Genomic DNA, 15,708 nt, shown 5'->3' on the forward strand with positions numbered 1-15,708 from the left:
TGCCGCACAAGAGAATCACTTCTTCCATTTTATCTTGAAAAAAGAGATTACAGACTGAACGCAAGTTGACGGCTCTCCTGATCACATCTTGCGATTTCCTCTAGATCAGGCCCGTCCACATTGCGGTGTGCTTCCAGCACAGAAGCAATAATATCCTCTATTTTAAGGAACGAAATCTCTTTACGCAAGAAACGCGCTACGGCAACCTCGTTGGCTGCATTAAACGCCGTTGTTGCGGTTCCCCCCATTTTACCACACTCGTATGCCATTCTTAAACAAGGGAACCGTTCCATATCCATCTCACGGAAATGCAGCTTGCCCACTTGCGTTAGGGAGAGACGTTGTGAAGGCGATGGTAAGCGGTCTGGATAGGTCAGTGCATACTGAATGGGAACGCGCATGTCCGGATTGCCAAGCTGCGCAATAATGCTCGTATCATTAAACTCCACGTAGGAATGAATGATGCTCTCCGGGTGAAGCAATACATCAATCTGATCATAACTTAGTCCAAAAAGCCAATGCGCTTCAATAACTTCCAGACCTTTATTCACCATCGTTGCAGAGTCTATCGTGATCTTCGATCCCATGGACCAATTCGGATGTTTGAGTGCATCTTCTACAGTAACTTCCTTTAGCTGTTCACGAGTCAAATCACGGAATGATCCTCCAGAGGCCGTAAGTGTAATTCCCATCACACGTTCACGAGGTTCACCATTCAAGCATTGGAAGATAGCCGAGTGCTCACTATCCACAGGCAGAATCGGTACCCCTTTCGCAGCCGCTCTGGCAGTAACAATATGTCCTGCTGTAATTAGCGTCTCTTTGTTAGCCAGTCCGATCTGTTTGCCTGCATCAATAGCAGCCAGGGTCGACTCAAGCCCAACACTCCCCATTACAGCAGTAACAACCGTATCTGCATCCGTTCCGGCAGCAACTTCAACCAGTCCTTCTTTGCCATAAAAAAGCTGTGTTTCGCCAGGTAAGTGCGGTGCCACGGTCTCTGCTAACTCTTTTGAGCCAACTGATACCTTTTTGGGTCGATAACGCTTTGCTTGCTCAATCAGCAGCTCTATATTGCTCCCAGCAGCCAGTCCCTCTACTTGAAAGCGTTCGGGATGCATATCGACTACATCCAGTGTCTGAGTTCCAATGGAACCGGTTGACCCGAGAATCGCAATTTTTTTCATGCTGCACCTCATCTTTATTTATCCAATGCCTATGACGAATAGTTCGTCATATGGCTTGTGCTCATTTTTAATAGGGCAGAAGCATTAGTATATGTACGAATGGAAAAACGACAATCCAGCTGTCGCATCGATCCAGAATACCGCCATGCCCCGGGAGCAAAGTGCCGGAATCTTTGATGTTATACACACGTTTGTAAGCAGATTGAATCAGATCTCCCATTTGTCCTACAACCGCGCATGCAATTCCAATCCATACCGCTCTTTGCCAAGACAACAAGCCGTCTGACACCAATGCAAAAACAACAGAAGTGACTACCGCGATCACAACACCACCCAGTGCACCTTCCACCGTTTTGTTAGGACTGATCGACGGCCAAAGTTTGTTCTTCCCGATAAGTTTCCCTACAAAATATGCACCTGCATCACTTGCCCATATGGAGCCCAGAAGCAGAAACGTCCAGAACAACCCATGATGCAAATGTCTCGATTCCGCGATGTAATAAAAACCGATCCCAATATACATTACTCCAAGAAAGAGCATGGCAACAGTGTTTACAGGAATCTTGTTTTTAGTTACCACAGAGGCCATCATTAATACAAGCATCACAAGCCATCCGATCTGGAATAACGTTAGTGGTCTGGCTTCCCAAACCATTTCCCAAGGAAACACAATCGCAAAGATACCTGCATAACCGATTAGGGCTACACCTGAAAAAGGCTGTACCCCGGTCATTTTTACAAATTCATAATAACCGATGAGAGCCATAAGCAGTACCAAGCCATGGTACCAGGGTCCGCCCAGCATGCAAAAACCCAAAAACAATACACCTGCTATGATTCCTGTCGTTAATCGCTGTTTCAACGGCTTCATCCTCCATCTATTTCAAACCGCCGTAACGCCTTGTTCTGCGCTGATATTCGGCTACTGCTTCAAGCAAATGCTTTTTGCCAAATTCGGGCCAGTATATATCCGTAAACCATAATTCGCTATATGCAAGCTGCCAAAGCATGAAATTGCTTAATCTCAACTCTCCGCTCGTCCGGATCAGCAAATCCGGATCAGGCATATCTCCAGTGAGCATATGTCTGTCAATGAGTTCAGGCGTAATGTCGTCTGCCGATAGTTCCCCCGACTTTACCTGCAGAGCGATCTGTTTGACACAGTCCGTCATTTCGCGACGACTTCCGTAGTTCATTGCAAAATTCAAAACAAGCCCTGTGTTATGTTCCGTAAGACGAATAGCTTCACGCAAAGCATTAATAGTATGGGAAGGCAAGTGCTCCTCCTGGCCCATCATGCGGATCCGTACATTTTTTTCTATAAGCTCATCCAGCTCTATCGCCAAAAATTCTTGCGGAAGCCGCATCAGAAAATCCACTTCTTCTTTTGGACGCGTCCAGTTTTCTGTCGAAAAAGCGTACATCGTCAGATATTTGATGCCCAGTTCATCCGCCGCGATGGTCGCACGTTTGACCGCCTTCATCCCATTCTGGTGGCCAGCTATTCGTGGGAGACCCAAACGTTTCGCCCATCGTCCATTGCCGTCCATAATGATGGCGACGTGCTGCGGGATATTATCCTCGGATATAGTCAGCGTTTCCTGCTTGTCAGCCCCATTCCACCACGACCGAACCCGTTTGATCATTCCTGTTCCTCCAAAATCCCTGAAGTTTCTTCACCTGAAGCTTGGAAAAAGAGACAAAACCCCACCGTATTGGAGGGGCTGCGCTTGTCTTACACTTCCATGATTTCTTTTTCTTTGGCAGCGAGTACCTTATCGACTTCAGCAATAAACTTGTCGGTCGATTTTTGGATATCGTCCTGATGTCTCCGGGATTCATCCTCGGAAATGTCTGACTTCTCCATTTTCTTAATGTCATCATTCGCATCACGGCGAATGTTACGAATCGCTACTTTACCTTCTTCACCGAACTTCTTCGTCAGCTTCACAAGTTCCGCTCTGCGTTCTTCCGTCAATGCCGGAATAGACAAACGGATCATGCTACCATCATTGGCTGGAGTAAGACCCAGATCCGATTTCATGATGGCACGCTCGATATCACCCATGGAAGATTTGTCCCAAGGTTGAATCATCAGTGTACGGGAATCCGGAGTACTGATATTAGCGAGTTGATTCAATGGCGTCATAGCCCCATAATACTCTACCTGAACTCGGTCCAGAAGAGCTGGAGTTGCACGGCCTGCACGCAAAGTAGCCAGGTCACGACGCAATGCTTGAATTGCTTTTTCCATACGCTCTTCGGCATGTTGTTTAACCGCTTGTGGCATTAATCTACACTCCCTTTAACGATTGTTCCGATACGTTCACCCAGAACAACACGCTTGATGTTACCTTGTTCCGTAATGGCAAATACGATCAACGGGATGTTGTTGTCCTTACAAAGCGAGGATGCCGTCGAATCCATTACACCAAGGTCTTTGTTAAGAATATCCATGTAAGTCAACTGATCAAATTTCACAGCTGTACTGTCCTTAAACGGATCTGCTGAGTATACACCATCGACTTTATTTTTGGCCATCAAGATAACTTCTGCTTCAATCTCCGCTGCGCGCAGTGCTGCTGTTGTATCCGTGGAAAAGAACGGGTTACCTGTACCTGCTGCAAAAATAACAACCCGGCCTTTCTCCAGATGACGAATAGCTCTACGACGAATATAAGGCTCTGCAATTTGTTGCATGGCAATCGATGTCTGTACGCGTGTAGGCACTTCAATCTGTTCCAGTGCATCTTGCAGGGCGAGCGAGTTCATAACCGTCGCCAGCATCCCCATATAATCGGCAGTTGCTCTATCGATGCCGTTTTCGCTACCGGCAATTCCGCGCCAGATGTTTCCGCCGCCGCATACGATAGCAACCTGTACACCTAGTTCAACTACTTCTTTTACTTGCTGGGCAATCGACGAGATCGTCTCTGCATCAATACCGTAGCCATTTTGACCGGAAAGAGACTCTCCGCTGACCTTTAAGACAACACGTTTAAATACTGGCTGTTCCAATTATTCACCCTCCACTTTGAATTGAACACCCTCGATGTTCAACCAACAAAACTCCTCGCGCATGGCCTCCTGCTTAAAAAGAAAGGAACACAGTTGTGTTCCGCTCTTTTAGGAAAAACGTTTAACCGGTAAGGCACTGTTTTCCTGAGATATAAGGGAGTTTACGCTTCGAAGTTTCATCATTCTTATATCTTCGAAAATCAATCCTGCTTGCCGGTTTAGTAAAACCGTCTTATTTGTTTACTTGGGACATTACTTCTTCTACGAAGTTGTCTACTTTTTTCTCAAGACCTTCACCCAGTTCGTAACGAACGAAACGACGGATGGAGATATTTTCACCAATTTGGCTGATTTTTTCGTTCAGCAATTGGGAGATCGTTTTGTCTGGATCTTTAACGAAAGTTTGTTCCATCAGGCAGTACTCTTCGTAGTATTTACCGATACGGCCTTCAACCATTTTTTCAATGATTTTCTCTGGTTTGCCTTCATTAAGAGCTTGAGCTTTCAGGATTTCTTTTTCTTTTTCCAGCTCATCTGTAGGAACTTCTTCGCGTTTAACGAATTTAGGATTAGCTGCAGCGATTTGCATAGCTACATCTTTAACGAAATCCTTAAATTGATCCGTTTTACCAACGAAGTCAGTTTCACAGTTAACTTCAACCAAGACACCAATGCGTCCACCAGCGTGGATGTAAGATTCTACAACGCCTTCAGTTGCTGCACGGCCTGCTTTGCTTGCTGCTGCAGAAAGACCTTTCTCACGCAACAATTCAGCTGCTTTTGTTACATCACCGTTTGCTTCTTCCAGTGCTTTTTTACAATCGAGCATACCAGCGCCCGTTCTTTCGCGAAGTTCTTTTACTGCACTCGCATTAACTGCCATTATAAATTCCCTCCAACATTAAGTATTGTACGTACACTCTAAAAAAAGGGCAGTGAGAGGTTATCCACCTGCCAACCACCCTTTTCATTTAGTTTATAACATATGTTCGAATCTATTAAGCGGAAGTTTCTTCGCCTTGGTTAGCTTCGATTACTGCGTCAGCCATTTTACCTGTCAGCAATTTAACAGCGCGGATCGCGTCGTCATTACCTGGGATAACATAATCGATCTCGTCCGGATCGCAGTTAGTATCAACGATACCTACAATTGGGATACCCAATTTGCGAGCTTCCGCAACAGCGATACGCTCTTTGCGTGGATCGATGATGAACAGGGCGCTTGGCAGGCCTTTCATATTTTTAATACCGCCCAAGAATTTCTCCAGACGATCTTTTTCTTTGCGAAGCAAGATTACTTCTTTTTTAGGCAATACAGCGAATGTACCGTCTTCTTCCCAAGCTTCCAACTGTTTCAAACGATCAATACGTTTTTGAATAGTTTGGAAGTTAGTCAGGGTACCGCCGAGCCAGCGTTGGTTAATGTAGAATTGACCAGCACGTTCAGCTTCTTCTTTAACGGAATCTTGAGCTTGTTTCTTAGTACCCACGAAAAGAATTTTACCATTCTCTCCTGCGATTCCTTTAACGAAATTGTAAGCCTCTTCGACTTTTTTCACCGTTTTTTGCAAATCGATGATGTAAATTCCGTTTCTTTCAGTGAAGATATAACGATCCATTTTTGGGTTCCAACGACGAGTTTGGTGACCGAAGTGTACCCCAGCTTCGAGAAGCTGCTTCATGGAGATTACTGCCATCTTCACACACCTCCTAATATGGTTTTTATTGTGTCCTCCGCCGGCATCATTTTTCGCCAAGACTCTCCATCAGGAAAGCACCCTCAACAAAATTAGCACATGCGTGTGTTTTAACACCGTTATCTAATATAGCATAACTGATTGCCTGATGCAACAGTCTTTCAAAGCAAATTTCCGTTCCTTCATGGCGACACAAAACTTGTCATTATTTATACAAAAAAACCGCCCTGCCTGAGCGCACTCAGTTTGACGGTTCTTTTGTAATCTTGGCAATAATAGATTTGAAACTTTCGCCTTTTTCCAAGTCATAGGTCCCGACTTGTATTTTGGTATTAATTCGCTCTGCTCTGCCAGCCTTAATAAAAGCTTGTGCACTATCTACAATACCGGCTTTCTCCAAATTCCCCGCCACAATGGCCAGACTGTTTCCTGAACGTACTTTGAAAGATACGGTAGCCGCAACTTCGGGACTGTTAGGAGTTGACGGCTCGATCGTCTCTGGCTGAGTGACTTCGTTCTGTTTGTCGCTTTCATTGTTGACAGGTTGCTTTGGATTGTCGGGTTGCTCCGGTTTCACAGCAGAATCTGTGGCTTCAGGTGCCGTTGCCGTTTTTCCCTGTAGTTCACTGCTTTCCTGTTTCTTCTTATTTACCCACTCAGCCTCTGTATACAGCTCATCATCAGAAGCTATAAGCTTCATATCCATGCTCTTGGCGGCCGATTCCAGCTGTTCCTTCGTCAGGTTGGCTGTAGCCAGCTCGGGGTCGAGACTACTCTCAGACAATGCGTTTTGTCCAACCGTTGCCAGCTGCAGCAATACCGCACCAACAATCATGCCACTTCCAAGTCCAATCCATAAGGAGCGCTTGTCCATCTGTTAGCTCTCCTCCCGTTCTGCCAGCTGCAAAATCAGCTGTACTTCTCCACGTTGTATGCCCGTCTGCTTGGCAATAGCATCCACTGACTTTCCTTCGGCATATAAATTAAACAACTCTGCATATCGGTCCTTAATGGATTCACGTAGAGGCGTAGATTCTTGTTCAGAGGTCTGCTCTTCTGCTTCTGACACCTGTTGGGCCGAATCTGCTCGCACACTGTCTACAAGCGCTTGAGCTTGCAATCCGCTTGTGCTATGTACCGGAATTATATTGGAGGATGCGTCTGCTTCTGTCGTTTTACTTTCTTCCAGTTGATCCAGCCTCCGCTGTAATTCCTGAAGCTGTGATTGCATACGCTGATCTGCCGCCGTCGCCTCACCCTTCATTTCAGCAACACGCTGAATGAGAGCATCATTGTCGTTTTCTATCTCAGCCATATAATGTTCAAGCGTAGATTCCATCTCTTGCACCAGGTGATGCCCAGGCTCCTGCACTTTGTTTTTCTTGGGCATGATAAGCGCATATGCAATTGCGCAGGCTCCTAATATGACAATAATGATCCATGGTGACAAATTGGGTTCTCTCCTTTTAATGCAGCCATCGGTGCTCAAGACTACATGTGAGTCACATGTCATCCATTACAACGACAGGTCAATATGTTTTCCTTTGTATGGATGCTCGGCAGGTTTGACAGTTTCCAGCGCTGAAGTAGCTTCAGGTTCGTTGGAGCCGCTCTGCTGCTCTTTGTTTCTAGATTGACCATCGCGTACATCTGTGTGCGCTGTTTCATCCAGTGCCTCGCTTCGTTGCCTTGCTTCATTTGCTTCTTTGGCCGTTTGTTCCGCTAGCAGGGTCTGGTCAATGACCGGTCTCTGCTGGGCTTCATTCTGATAACGCCCCGCCTCACTTGTTCTAGGTACGGCAATCTGCAACTCAACCGCTTTGAAACTCATACGCTCACCTCTCGGTATCGAATGGATTTCTTCATGTGCTTGAATGCTGTACTTAAACGAATGGAACCATTGTTATATCCCCATCATGATAATAAAAAGATATTCGACTTACCGGATCTTTAATAAATTTGGTGTATCTGCCGATAACTATTCTAGAGCCTCCATAAATCATCTTATGAATATCAACGCGAGCCCTGCTTGTATCTTCAAGAACCTTCTCAATTTCAAAGATACGTGTTTTGGTTTCCTCGCTAAGACGAAGGGCAGATTTTTGTGTAGCACTCAGTTTGATTCGCATGGACATTCTATCCGGGCTCAGTTGGCCTGCAGCAGCTAACTGATCCAATAATGTCAAAGCTTTTTTCGTTTTATCCAAAGCATCCATCTGCTCTCTGACTTCCTTACGCAAGTCACTCAACTCATTACGGAGCTTAGGCAATACCCCTACTTCAATGGAAGTCACAGTAGACATACTGTTGCCGACGACGCGTGCTGAGACGTTTTCTCCAGCCTGGATCGACCCGCCAACGATAAGTCCTTTGGTGCCTTCACAGATTACCGCATGACCTGCACGAATCGTGGAATGCATAATACTTTGGGATACCAGGACATTTTCAGCCGCATCGACGTTGCCTTCTTGAATAAAGGTACATTTCACATTATGTCCTGCTTGTATAAGCCCTTTGTTATAACCAATAATACCGCCGGTAATTTCGACAGAGCCACCTGCTTCCAGCTCCGCTCCCTCGACACCTCCGACGACACGTATATCCCCTGCCGCTTTTACTTTAAATCCGGTAAGCACATTGCCGCGAATGACAACTGTACCCACAAAATCGATGTTACCGGTGTTATAATCCACATCGCCATTGACCTCGTATACCGGAAACACATTCAATTTGTTGCCGTCTGTTTTGGTAACCAATCCATCCAGAGCGGCATACATCGCAGATCCATCAGGGTTAACGACAACATTTTTCCCCACTTTGAAGCGTGCTTCTTTCCCTGGACGAAATGGTATTTCTTCACCTGTTACAGCCCTTCCCACCGTGCCGTCAACAGGAGGAATTCGTTCGGCAATGATTTGACCTGTTCGAACATTGTTTAAGCGAGTCACTTCTTTGTAATCGACTGTTCCGTTCTCTGCTTCCAAAGGTCGCCGTTCATTGGAATCGTCCATGCCCACTAGCACTTTAATAAAGCCATTCGTTCCCGGTACTGGTTTAATTCCTTCGGCAATCTTGTATCGATCCTTCACATAAGTCTCAGGATGACTCACAAAAACAAGCAACGCTTCGCGCAGCACACCATACTTAATACCCTGACTCGCTATAAATTTTTCGAGTTCATCCGGTGTACAGGTAAAACCTTCTTCCTGTTTGGAAAATTCAAGGTAGGCCGTACTTTTATCATCTGATAAAACAATGCTCAAACACTGTTCCAAAACAGTCTGCTGTGTCAATGCATTTCTTCCCCCTTTAGACTTTCCACTCCCCAATATCCAATGTTAAAGCTCTCTATTCATATATTACTATATTAATCTTTACGCATAAGCAAGTCTTTTTGTTTATCCAGCGTTCCACGTAACCGTAAGATGGCCTTTGAGTGCAGCTGCGAGATACGTGACGGAGAAAGAGACATAACCTCAGCAATTTCACTAAGAGAGAGATCTTCATAATATAAAAGTGAAACAACCGTTCTCTCTTTGACCGTCAATTTTTCAAGCCCTTGCACTAGAGCTTCTTTTAAGTAGAATTCATTTACTTTATAATCCGGGTTTTTTGCTTTTTCATCGACCATTAATGAAAGTCGAGTCTCGGACTCTTCTTCCCGGATTGGGTCTTCCAGAGAGCAAAGCGACATAACTGCCACTTCTTGAAGCATATGTTGAAAGTCTTTCGTAGACACGTCGAGATACTGGCTCATTTCTTCGTCACTAACAGAACGCAAGTACGTCTGCTCTAGCTGCTGGTAAGCATCTTCAATCCGCTTTGCTTTCTCCCGCACGGAACGAGGAACCCAATCTCCCTGACGCAAACCATCAAGGATCGCACCGCGCACCCGCCAGGATGCGTACGTCTCAAATTGAAGACCACGTTCATAGTCAAATTTCTCCAACGCATCAATCAATCCCATAACTCCATTGCTCTCCAGATCATCTTTCGGGACATTTTTGGGCAGACCGACAGCCAAACGCCCGGATACATAGTTTACAATATGAAGATATTTTTCGATCAAACTTTTCTTGGCTTCAAGATCGCCTTGTTCTTTCCACTTTTCCCACAAGTCAGCATGGTTCAAATGTGAAGCTTTACGCTCGTTCAATTGCTTTCACCCTCCTTATTTGTCTGTCAGGTGACGAACGGCCTGCGCCAACTCCTCCGGATCTTTGGTCCGGACAAGTTTAGGCGGATCCAAAGGGGCAAATCCCGTTGGAGCTTTCGTCTCAGATGGTGGAAGGTTCTCCCCAGAGGAGGCGTTCTGTCCATGTTTGAGCAATTCGTTCAGCTCTTGTCCATCGTCTTCGAGTTTAATGTCCACCTGTGAACCTCTTAGTTCTTGAGCGCCCGGTGAATCATAACCATACCCATTCCCCTCTGATGAAGGGTTCAGCAGCAATCCCAGTCCCCAGCGTAAACCATAAGCAAGGACAAACCAGGCTACAAAGCCGATTAACCCGCGAATTAAACTGGTCATCAACACATTGCTGCTGTATGCTACAAAAAAAGTCAGAATAAATCCGACTATGCCTGCTCCAAGATTAATACGGTAGTTTCCTATCATGTCTTATAGTTCCTTTACACCCATTTGGACACTTCGAATAGTCAAAAGTCCAGTTTCACAGTCCATTTCAATCGTTCGTCCGTAATTCCCACCGGTATCTTCGGCAAGAAGTGGAATCCCAAGCTTTTCTAACCATTCCCGACAAGAATCCGCATTCCTCGGTCCGATACGCATTGTATCTCCTGCCCCCGCGAAGGCAAACATCTGAGACCCTCCAGCCATTTTGGACACAATACGTGAACGAGATGCACCGAGTTGTATCATTCTTTGTAACAATTCCGGCAATGCCGTATCCGCATATTTGGCTTTGTTCAACGTTCCTTCACGAGCTATCTCTGAAGTGGGGAGCATGACATGCGCCATTCCGGCAAGCTTCAAATGCGGATCATACATCGTTAATCCCACACAAGAGCCCAAGCCAGTCGTACGGATTACGCCGGGTAGATGAGCAATGTTCAAATCCGCCATACCGACTTTAACGACGCTTTTGTCTTCAATCATGATCCAGTGGCACCCCTAGAGATTCAAATATCTTAGCAAATGAAGGCGGATCCGGAATCAGGAAAAATTGACCCTCTACCTGATCTTCACCTTCAAAGAAAGATGTGTCAATCAATAATGCATCGTCGCCCATTTCACCAAACTGCAACAGACCATAACTCAAAATGGCACCTGCCATATCAATAGCAAGTCCGGGAACGGTCGGATACATAGATAGTTTCGTGAAATCTGCCAAAGAAGAAAGGTATGAACCGGCCAATATATTCCCGATTTCGGATAGAGCCGACTGTTCCATTTCCGTGAATGCAAGACCTTCCTTCAAATCAAAACCAGCAAGCCGGTTCAACAGCATTTTGGCAGCCTCAGGTGCCATCATAAAGAACAGATTGCCTGGTGCTTCGCCTTCAACACGAAGAAATACAGTAACAACTATACGTTCATCTCCGCCCACTTTTTCAGCAACTTCTTCAAAAGGAAGCATCTGTACTGTAGGCACACCCATGTCAATCGGTCTATTGAGAAGCTGAGACAACGCCGTTGCGGCGTTGCCTGCTCCAATGTTACCGACCTCTTTGAGCACATCCATTTGGAATCCCTCAAATCGGTTGAACAGTTCCACGGTGTTAGCCCTCAATACTTTCCAGCTGTACAACCTCGCTTTTATTTAATACTTCGTTCAGGTTAAGCATAATCAACAAGCGCGCATCCTCCAGCTTGGCTACACCGCGCAGGTATCTTGCTTTAACTCCACCAACTACTTCAGGTGGACTATCAATAGCGTCACGCTTGATGTCAATAACATCATTGGCAGAGTCAACGATAAAGCCAACTTGCATATCGTCCACACCTACAATGACAATACGAGTTTGATCGGTGTATTCTGTTTCTGGCAAAGAGAATCGACCACGTAGATCAATGACGGGAATAACAACACCACGTAAGTTAATAACTCCTTTTACAAAAGAGAAGGTCTTAGGTACACGGGTAATAGGCATCATACGCTCAATCGTCTGAACCTTGTCTACTTCAATACCGTACTCTTCGGAACCTAATTTAAAGACAATGACTTTCAACTCTTCTTCCATGGAAAAAACCTCCCTATTAAATGTAAGACTTATCTTGTGTGCTTATTTAATAAATGCATTAGGGTCAAGAATCAGAGCTACTTGACCATCTCCCAGAATCGTTGCACCAGAGATCCCTTCAATGGAAGGAAGATAAGTACCCATCGATTTAAGAACAATCTCACTCTGCCCAATAAATTCTTCAACGGCTACAGCTGCAAGACGTTCACCTTTGCGAATGACCACGATCTCAGTTTCTTGTTCGTTCGCATCATTGAAATCAGGCACTCCGAAAACTTCGCTCAATGACAGGTACGGAATTAGAGACTCACGGAACGTAATCATTTTATTGCCATGAATATTACGAACCTGTTCGCGTTGTACAATGGCTGTCTCTACAATGGAAGACAAAGGAACGGCGTATTTCTCGGATCCAAGTCGAACAAGCATCGCAGCGATAATGGACAGGGTCAATGGTAACTGAACAGAGAAGTTGGTGCCTTTACCCGGTGTCGAATGAATGGTTACATTACCACCAAGAGAAGTGATTTTGGATTTCACAACATCCAATCCTACTCCACGGCCGGAGATATCCGAGATTTTATCAGCGGTACTGAAGCCTGGTGCAAACAATAACTGGTTCACTTCATCATCGCTCATCTTGGCACCTTGTTCTTCGGTAACAACCCCACGTTTGACCGCTGTTCTCAAAAGGTTATCGCGGTAAATGCCTTTACCATCATCTTCGATTTCAATAAATACATGATTTCCGCTGTGGAAAGCCCGAAGATTAACTGTTCCCAATTCAGGTTTACCAGCTGCCACACGCTCTGCGATCGATTCAACACCATGGTCAACTGCATTACGCAGCAAATGCACCAGCGGATCGCCGATCTCATCAATTACCGTCCGATCAAGTTCCGTTTCGGCACCCGTAATGACCAGATCAATCTTTTTGTCGAGTGTTTTAGCCAGGTCACGAATCATACGCGGGAAACGGTTGAATACCGTATCCACAGGAACCATCCGCAATTTCAGTACAATATTTTGCAAATCTGTACTGACTCTGCTCAGATGAGCTACCGTATCCGATAAATCATTATTACCCGTCTCGCTGGCCAACTGCTCCAGTCGTGAACGATCGATCAGTAACTCGCTGAACAAGTTCATCAGTACATCCAGACGTTCTATATCCACACGGATGGTACGTGAAGGTGTAGCAGCTTGTTTTGGTGCAACTGTTTTGGTGGCTACTGGTTTCTTTGGTTCTTCTTTTGATGAAGAACTCGGTTCCGATGATGCTTCTACTGGAGCAGGAACAGGTGCAGCTTCCACTTCAGCTGTTGCCGCTGCCTGATTGGTCATCTGCTGAAGAGTCTCTTGATCCAGCTGAATGACTTTGGCACTCTCAATTTCTGAGATGCTCATAATGCCTTTTTCAAGTTCCTGCGCCTCTTTGGTCGTTATGTAATACAACGAGAAACTGCGCTCAAACTTCTCTTGCTCAATATCCTGAACTGTTGGGAACGATTTAACAACCTCACCCGAGCGTTCTAATAGATCAAAGACCATATAAGCACGTACGCCCTTCAGCTGGCTCTGCTCGCTGACAAGAACTTCAACATAGAGCACACGGTGGCCTTCGGCTATGGACTGATCCAATACGGAGTACTGGAATTCGTCCAGTTCAACCGCACTTGGTGTTGCTGTACTTGGTGATTGGTTTACTGCGGCTACGGGAGCAGTACCTCCCGTCCATTCACCACTCTCAATGGCTTGGAGAGAAGCTACGATGGAGGAAACATCCGCTTTACCCTCTCCGCCTTCGGTAATATCCTGAACCATTGTTTCCAAAGCATCCAAACTCTTGAACAGGGTATCAAAAATGAAATCCTGCATTTTCAACTTTTCGTTGCGCACCAGATCCAGCACATTTTCCATTTTGTGCGTCAATGATGCCAAATCCTCAAAACCCATTGTAGCAGCCATACCCTTCAACGTATGAGCAGAGCGGAATATGACCTGAACAATTCCCAGATCCTCCGGACTGCCTTCGAGTTGAAGCATATTTTCGTTAAGGGACTGCAGATGATCATTAGACTCATCAATAAACATAGATAAATATTGATTCATGTCCATTGTGAGGCACCTCCTCCATGAGTTAACTCCGTTTATTTCACAGCTTGAACAAGTTTAGGCGCAATCTCCTGCAATGGCAGAAGATGACGCACGCATTGCAGCTCTACAGCAGAACGCGGCATACCATACACAACACAAGTTTCTTCATTCTCTGCAAAGGTTGAAGTGACACCCGCTTCATACAATTTTTTCATCATACGAGCGCCATCACTGCCCATCCCTGTCAGTAAAACCAGATGTCTTTGCAATGACGTGTACGGCAGCAGCGACTCAAACATTGTATCGACTGAAGGCCTGTGTCCATTGACTGGTTCTTCCTCTGTCAGCTTTATGGTGAACCTTCCATCTGCAGTTTTGTTGACTTTGACATGAAAGCCGCCAGGAGCAATATAGGCCGTTCCTTTTCGTAGAACCATGCCTTCCTCAGCTTCAACCACATGCAGTTCACTGAACGTATTCAATCGCTGGGCAAGGGATCGGGTAAAGTTGGGCGGCATATGCTGAACAATAATGACTGGAGCAGGTAAATCACCTGGCAGTTGTTCCAGCAAAGTTTTGAGGGCTCTCGGTCCCCCAGTTGAACAACCAATAGCCACAAGTTTGTTAAATGATCCTTCCGGTACTCCTGCTCCCTTATGAGACGGAATTACCTTGGCAATATCTTTGGATGGTTCAGCTGAAGCTGCAGCTGTCTCCTGTTCTGCCAATCGAGAAGACAAACGGTTTTCCTTGGGAGATTGCGTTGGCTTGTTTGCCTTAGCTATTCTGTCAGTACTGGCATTCGAAGCTCGATTTGAATCTCGCAAAGGCTCCAACTTTTTGTCCAGATGTCCCGTATTCTGCTTCGTCAGTGGAACAGTAGGTTGCTTCGGTTTTGCTCGTAAGGAATCAGTTTGTCCACTGCCAAATCGTGCTCCTGACTGGGCAGGTTCTATTTTTTTCTTCAAAGAACCTTTTCGGTCTTGTAAAGGAGGTGGATCAACGTGAACTCGCTGGGACTGTTGCAGCAGTTTGCTCTGTGCTTCATCCCGTTTCTTCATCGATGCTTCACGATCGGCTTTTCGCTTGATTTCATCCATAGCTGCTCGCATCCGCTCAACCAATGCTTTACCTACTTGGGCAATATCCTGATCATGCACAATCGATGGCTTACGAATGAAGTCAAACGCACCGGCCTCGAGCGCCATGATGGTCTCTTTCATGCCTTGTTCATTGATACCCGAGAGCATAATCACCGGGACGAAAGATTGCTTCATGATCGATTTTAATGCGTCCAATCCATTCATTTCAGGCATCTCAACGTCCATTGTGATGACATCGGGCTTCAAATCTATTGCTTTTTGAATAGCTTCCTTACCATTTGATGCTGTTGCCGTAACCTTAAACTCCGAATCTGCTTCAATTAAATCTGAAACAATTTTACGCATAAAAGCGGAATCATCGACAACCAATACTTGATACACCGCCATGTTGTTTCCACCCCTGTT

Annotated in this window: 18 protein-coding genes; all 18 read right to left on the reverse strand. The window is 45.6% G+C overall.

All coding sequences use genetic code 11. From position 1 onward, the window contains the following. Positions 1 to 47: 47 nt before the first annotated feature. On the reverse strand, positions 48 to 1,187 hold the full coding sequence (locus AC4PM4_RS15510; protein ID WP_491614015.1) for a 1-deoxy-D-xylulose-5-phosphate reductoisomerase: 1,140 nt from the start codon (positions 1,185 to 1,187) through the stop codon (positions 48 to 50). Positions 1,188 to 1,254: 67 nt separating this feature from the next. Next, positions 1,255 to 2,049: a phosphatidate cytidylyltransferase gene (locus AC4PM4_RS15515; RefSeq protein ID WP_491614016.1), complete on the reverse strand. Its 795-nt coding sequence runs from the start codon at positions 2,047 to 2,049 to the stop codon at positions 1,255 to 1,257. A gap of 16 nt (positions 2,050 to 2,065) precedes the next feature. Next, positions 2,066 to 2,833 carry an undecaprenyl pyrophosphate synthase gene (gene uppS / locus AC4PM4_RS15520; RefSeq protein WP_063566384.1) on the reverse strand — a complete coding sequence of 256 codons (768 nt, stop codon included), beginning with the start codon at positions 2,831 to 2,833 and terminating at the stop codon, positions 2,066 to 2,068. A gap of 89 nt (positions 2,834 to 2,922) precedes the next feature. Beyond that, the gene (gene frr, locus AC4PM4_RS15525; RefSeq protein WP_063566385.1) at positions 2,923 to 3,477 is read right to left on the reverse strand and encodes a ribosome recycling factor; all 555 of its coding nucleotides are present in this window, start codon (positions 3,475 to 3,477) and stop codon (positions 2,923 to 2,925) included. Beyond that, positions 3,477 to 4,205 carry a UMP kinase gene (pyrH, locus tag AC4PM4_RS15530; RefSeq protein WP_024630245.1) on the reverse strand — a complete coding sequence of 243 codons (729 nt, stop codon included), beginning with the start codon at positions 4,203 to 4,205 and terminating at the stop codon, positions 3,477 to 3,479. Before pyrH ends, frr begins: the two co-directional genes overlap by 1 nt. Before the next feature lie 232 nt (positions 4,206 to 4,437). Further along, positions 4,438 to 5,088, reverse strand: a complete 651-nt coding sequence (tsf, locus tag AC4PM4_RS15535) for a translation elongation factor Ts (protein ID WP_017689154.1) — start codon at positions 5,086 to 5,088, stop codon at positions 4,438 to 4,440. Between the two features lie 115 nt (positions 5,089 to 5,203). Continuing rightward, positions 5,204 to 5,902 carry a 30S ribosomal protein S2 gene (gene rpsB, locus AC4PM4_RS15540; protein ID WP_017689155.1) on the reverse strand — a complete coding sequence of 233 codons (699 nt, stop codon included), beginning with the start codon at positions 5,900 to 5,902 and terminating at the stop codon, positions 5,204 to 5,206. A gap of 241 nt (positions 5,903 to 6,143) precedes the next feature. Continuing rightward, on the reverse strand, positions 6,144 to 6,776 hold the full coding sequence (locus tag AC4PM4_RS15545; RefSeq protein WP_072732411.1) for an endolytic transglycosylase MltG: 633 nt from the start codon (positions 6,774 to 6,776) through the stop codon (positions 6,144 to 6,146). Between the two features lie 3 nt (positions 6,777 to 6,779). Next, positions 6,780 to 7,352 (reverse strand): DUF6115 domain-containing protein, encoded by a 573-nt coding sequence (locus tag AC4PM4_RS15550; RefSeq protein ID WP_063566387.1) that lies wholly within the window; start codon positions 7,350 to 7,352, stop codon positions 6,780 to 6,782. Between the two features lie 66 nt (positions 7,353 to 7,418). Continuing rightward, positions 7,419 to 7,733, reverse strand: a complete 315-nt coding sequence (locus AC4PM4_RS15555; protein WP_063566388.1) for a hypothetical protein — start codon at positions 7,731 to 7,733, stop codon at positions 7,419 to 7,421. A 52-nt stretch (positions 7,734 to 7,785) separates the two neighbouring features. After that, positions 7,786 to 9,195 carry a flagellar assembly protein A gene (locus AC4PM4_RS15560; RefSeq protein ID WP_079694677.1) on the reverse strand — a complete coding sequence of 470 codons (1,410 nt, stop codon included), beginning with the start codon at positions 9,193 to 9,195 and terminating at the stop codon, positions 7,786 to 7,788. Between the two features lie 74 nt (positions 9,196 to 9,269). Next, on the reverse strand, positions 9,270 to 10,058 hold the full coding sequence (locus AC4PM4_RS15565) for a FliA/WhiG family RNA polymerase sigma factor (RefSeq protein WP_072732409.1): 789 nt from the start codon (positions 10,056 to 10,058) through the stop codon (positions 9,270 to 9,272). Positions 10,059 to 10,073: 15 nt separating this feature from the next. Further along, positions 10,074 to 10,517: a hypothetical protein gene (locus AC4PM4_RS15570; protein WP_079694678.1), complete on the reverse strand. Its 444-nt coding sequence runs from the start codon at positions 10,515 to 10,517 to the stop codon at positions 10,074 to 10,076. Positions 10,518 to 10,520: 3 nt separating this feature from the next. After that, positions 10,521 to 11,018 (reverse strand): chemotaxis protein CheD, encoded by a 498-nt coding sequence (locus AC4PM4_RS15575; RefSeq protein ID WP_063566391.1) that lies wholly within the window; start codon positions 11,016 to 11,018, stop codon positions 10,521 to 10,523. After that, on the reverse strand, positions 11,011 to 11,604 hold the full coding sequence (locus AC4PM4_RS15580) for a chemotaxis protein CheC (RefSeq protein ID WP_090807429.1): 594 nt from the start codon (positions 11,602 to 11,604) through the stop codon (positions 11,011 to 11,013). The genes AC4PM4_RS15575 and AC4PM4_RS15580 overlap by 8 nt, the downstream gene beginning before the upstream one ends. Positions 11,605 to 11,641: 37 nt before the next feature. Further along, positions 11,642 to 12,103, reverse strand: coding sequence for a chemotaxis protein CheW (locus AC4PM4_RS15585; RefSeq protein ID WP_063566392.1), 462 nt, complete (start codon positions 12,101 to 12,103; stop codon positions 11,642 to 11,644). A 42-nt stretch (positions 12,104 to 12,145) separates the two neighbouring features. Continuing rightward, positions 12,146 to 14,221, reverse strand: a complete 2,076-nt coding sequence (locus AC4PM4_RS15590) for a chemotaxis protein CheW (RefSeq protein WP_491614017.1) — start codon at positions 14,219 to 14,221, stop codon at positions 12,146 to 12,148. A gap of 32 nt (positions 14,222 to 14,253) precedes the next feature. Beyond that, positions 14,254 to 15,690 (reverse strand): protein-glutamate methylesterase/protein-glutamine glutaminase, encoded by a 1,437-nt coding sequence (locus tag AC4PM4_RS15595; RefSeq protein ID WP_491614018.1) that lies wholly within the window; start codon positions 15,688 to 15,690, stop codon positions 14,254 to 14,256. Positions 15,691 to 15,708 lie beyond the last annotated feature (18 nt).

The organism is Paenibacillus sp. MDV22-iso6 (assembly GCF_058408365.1).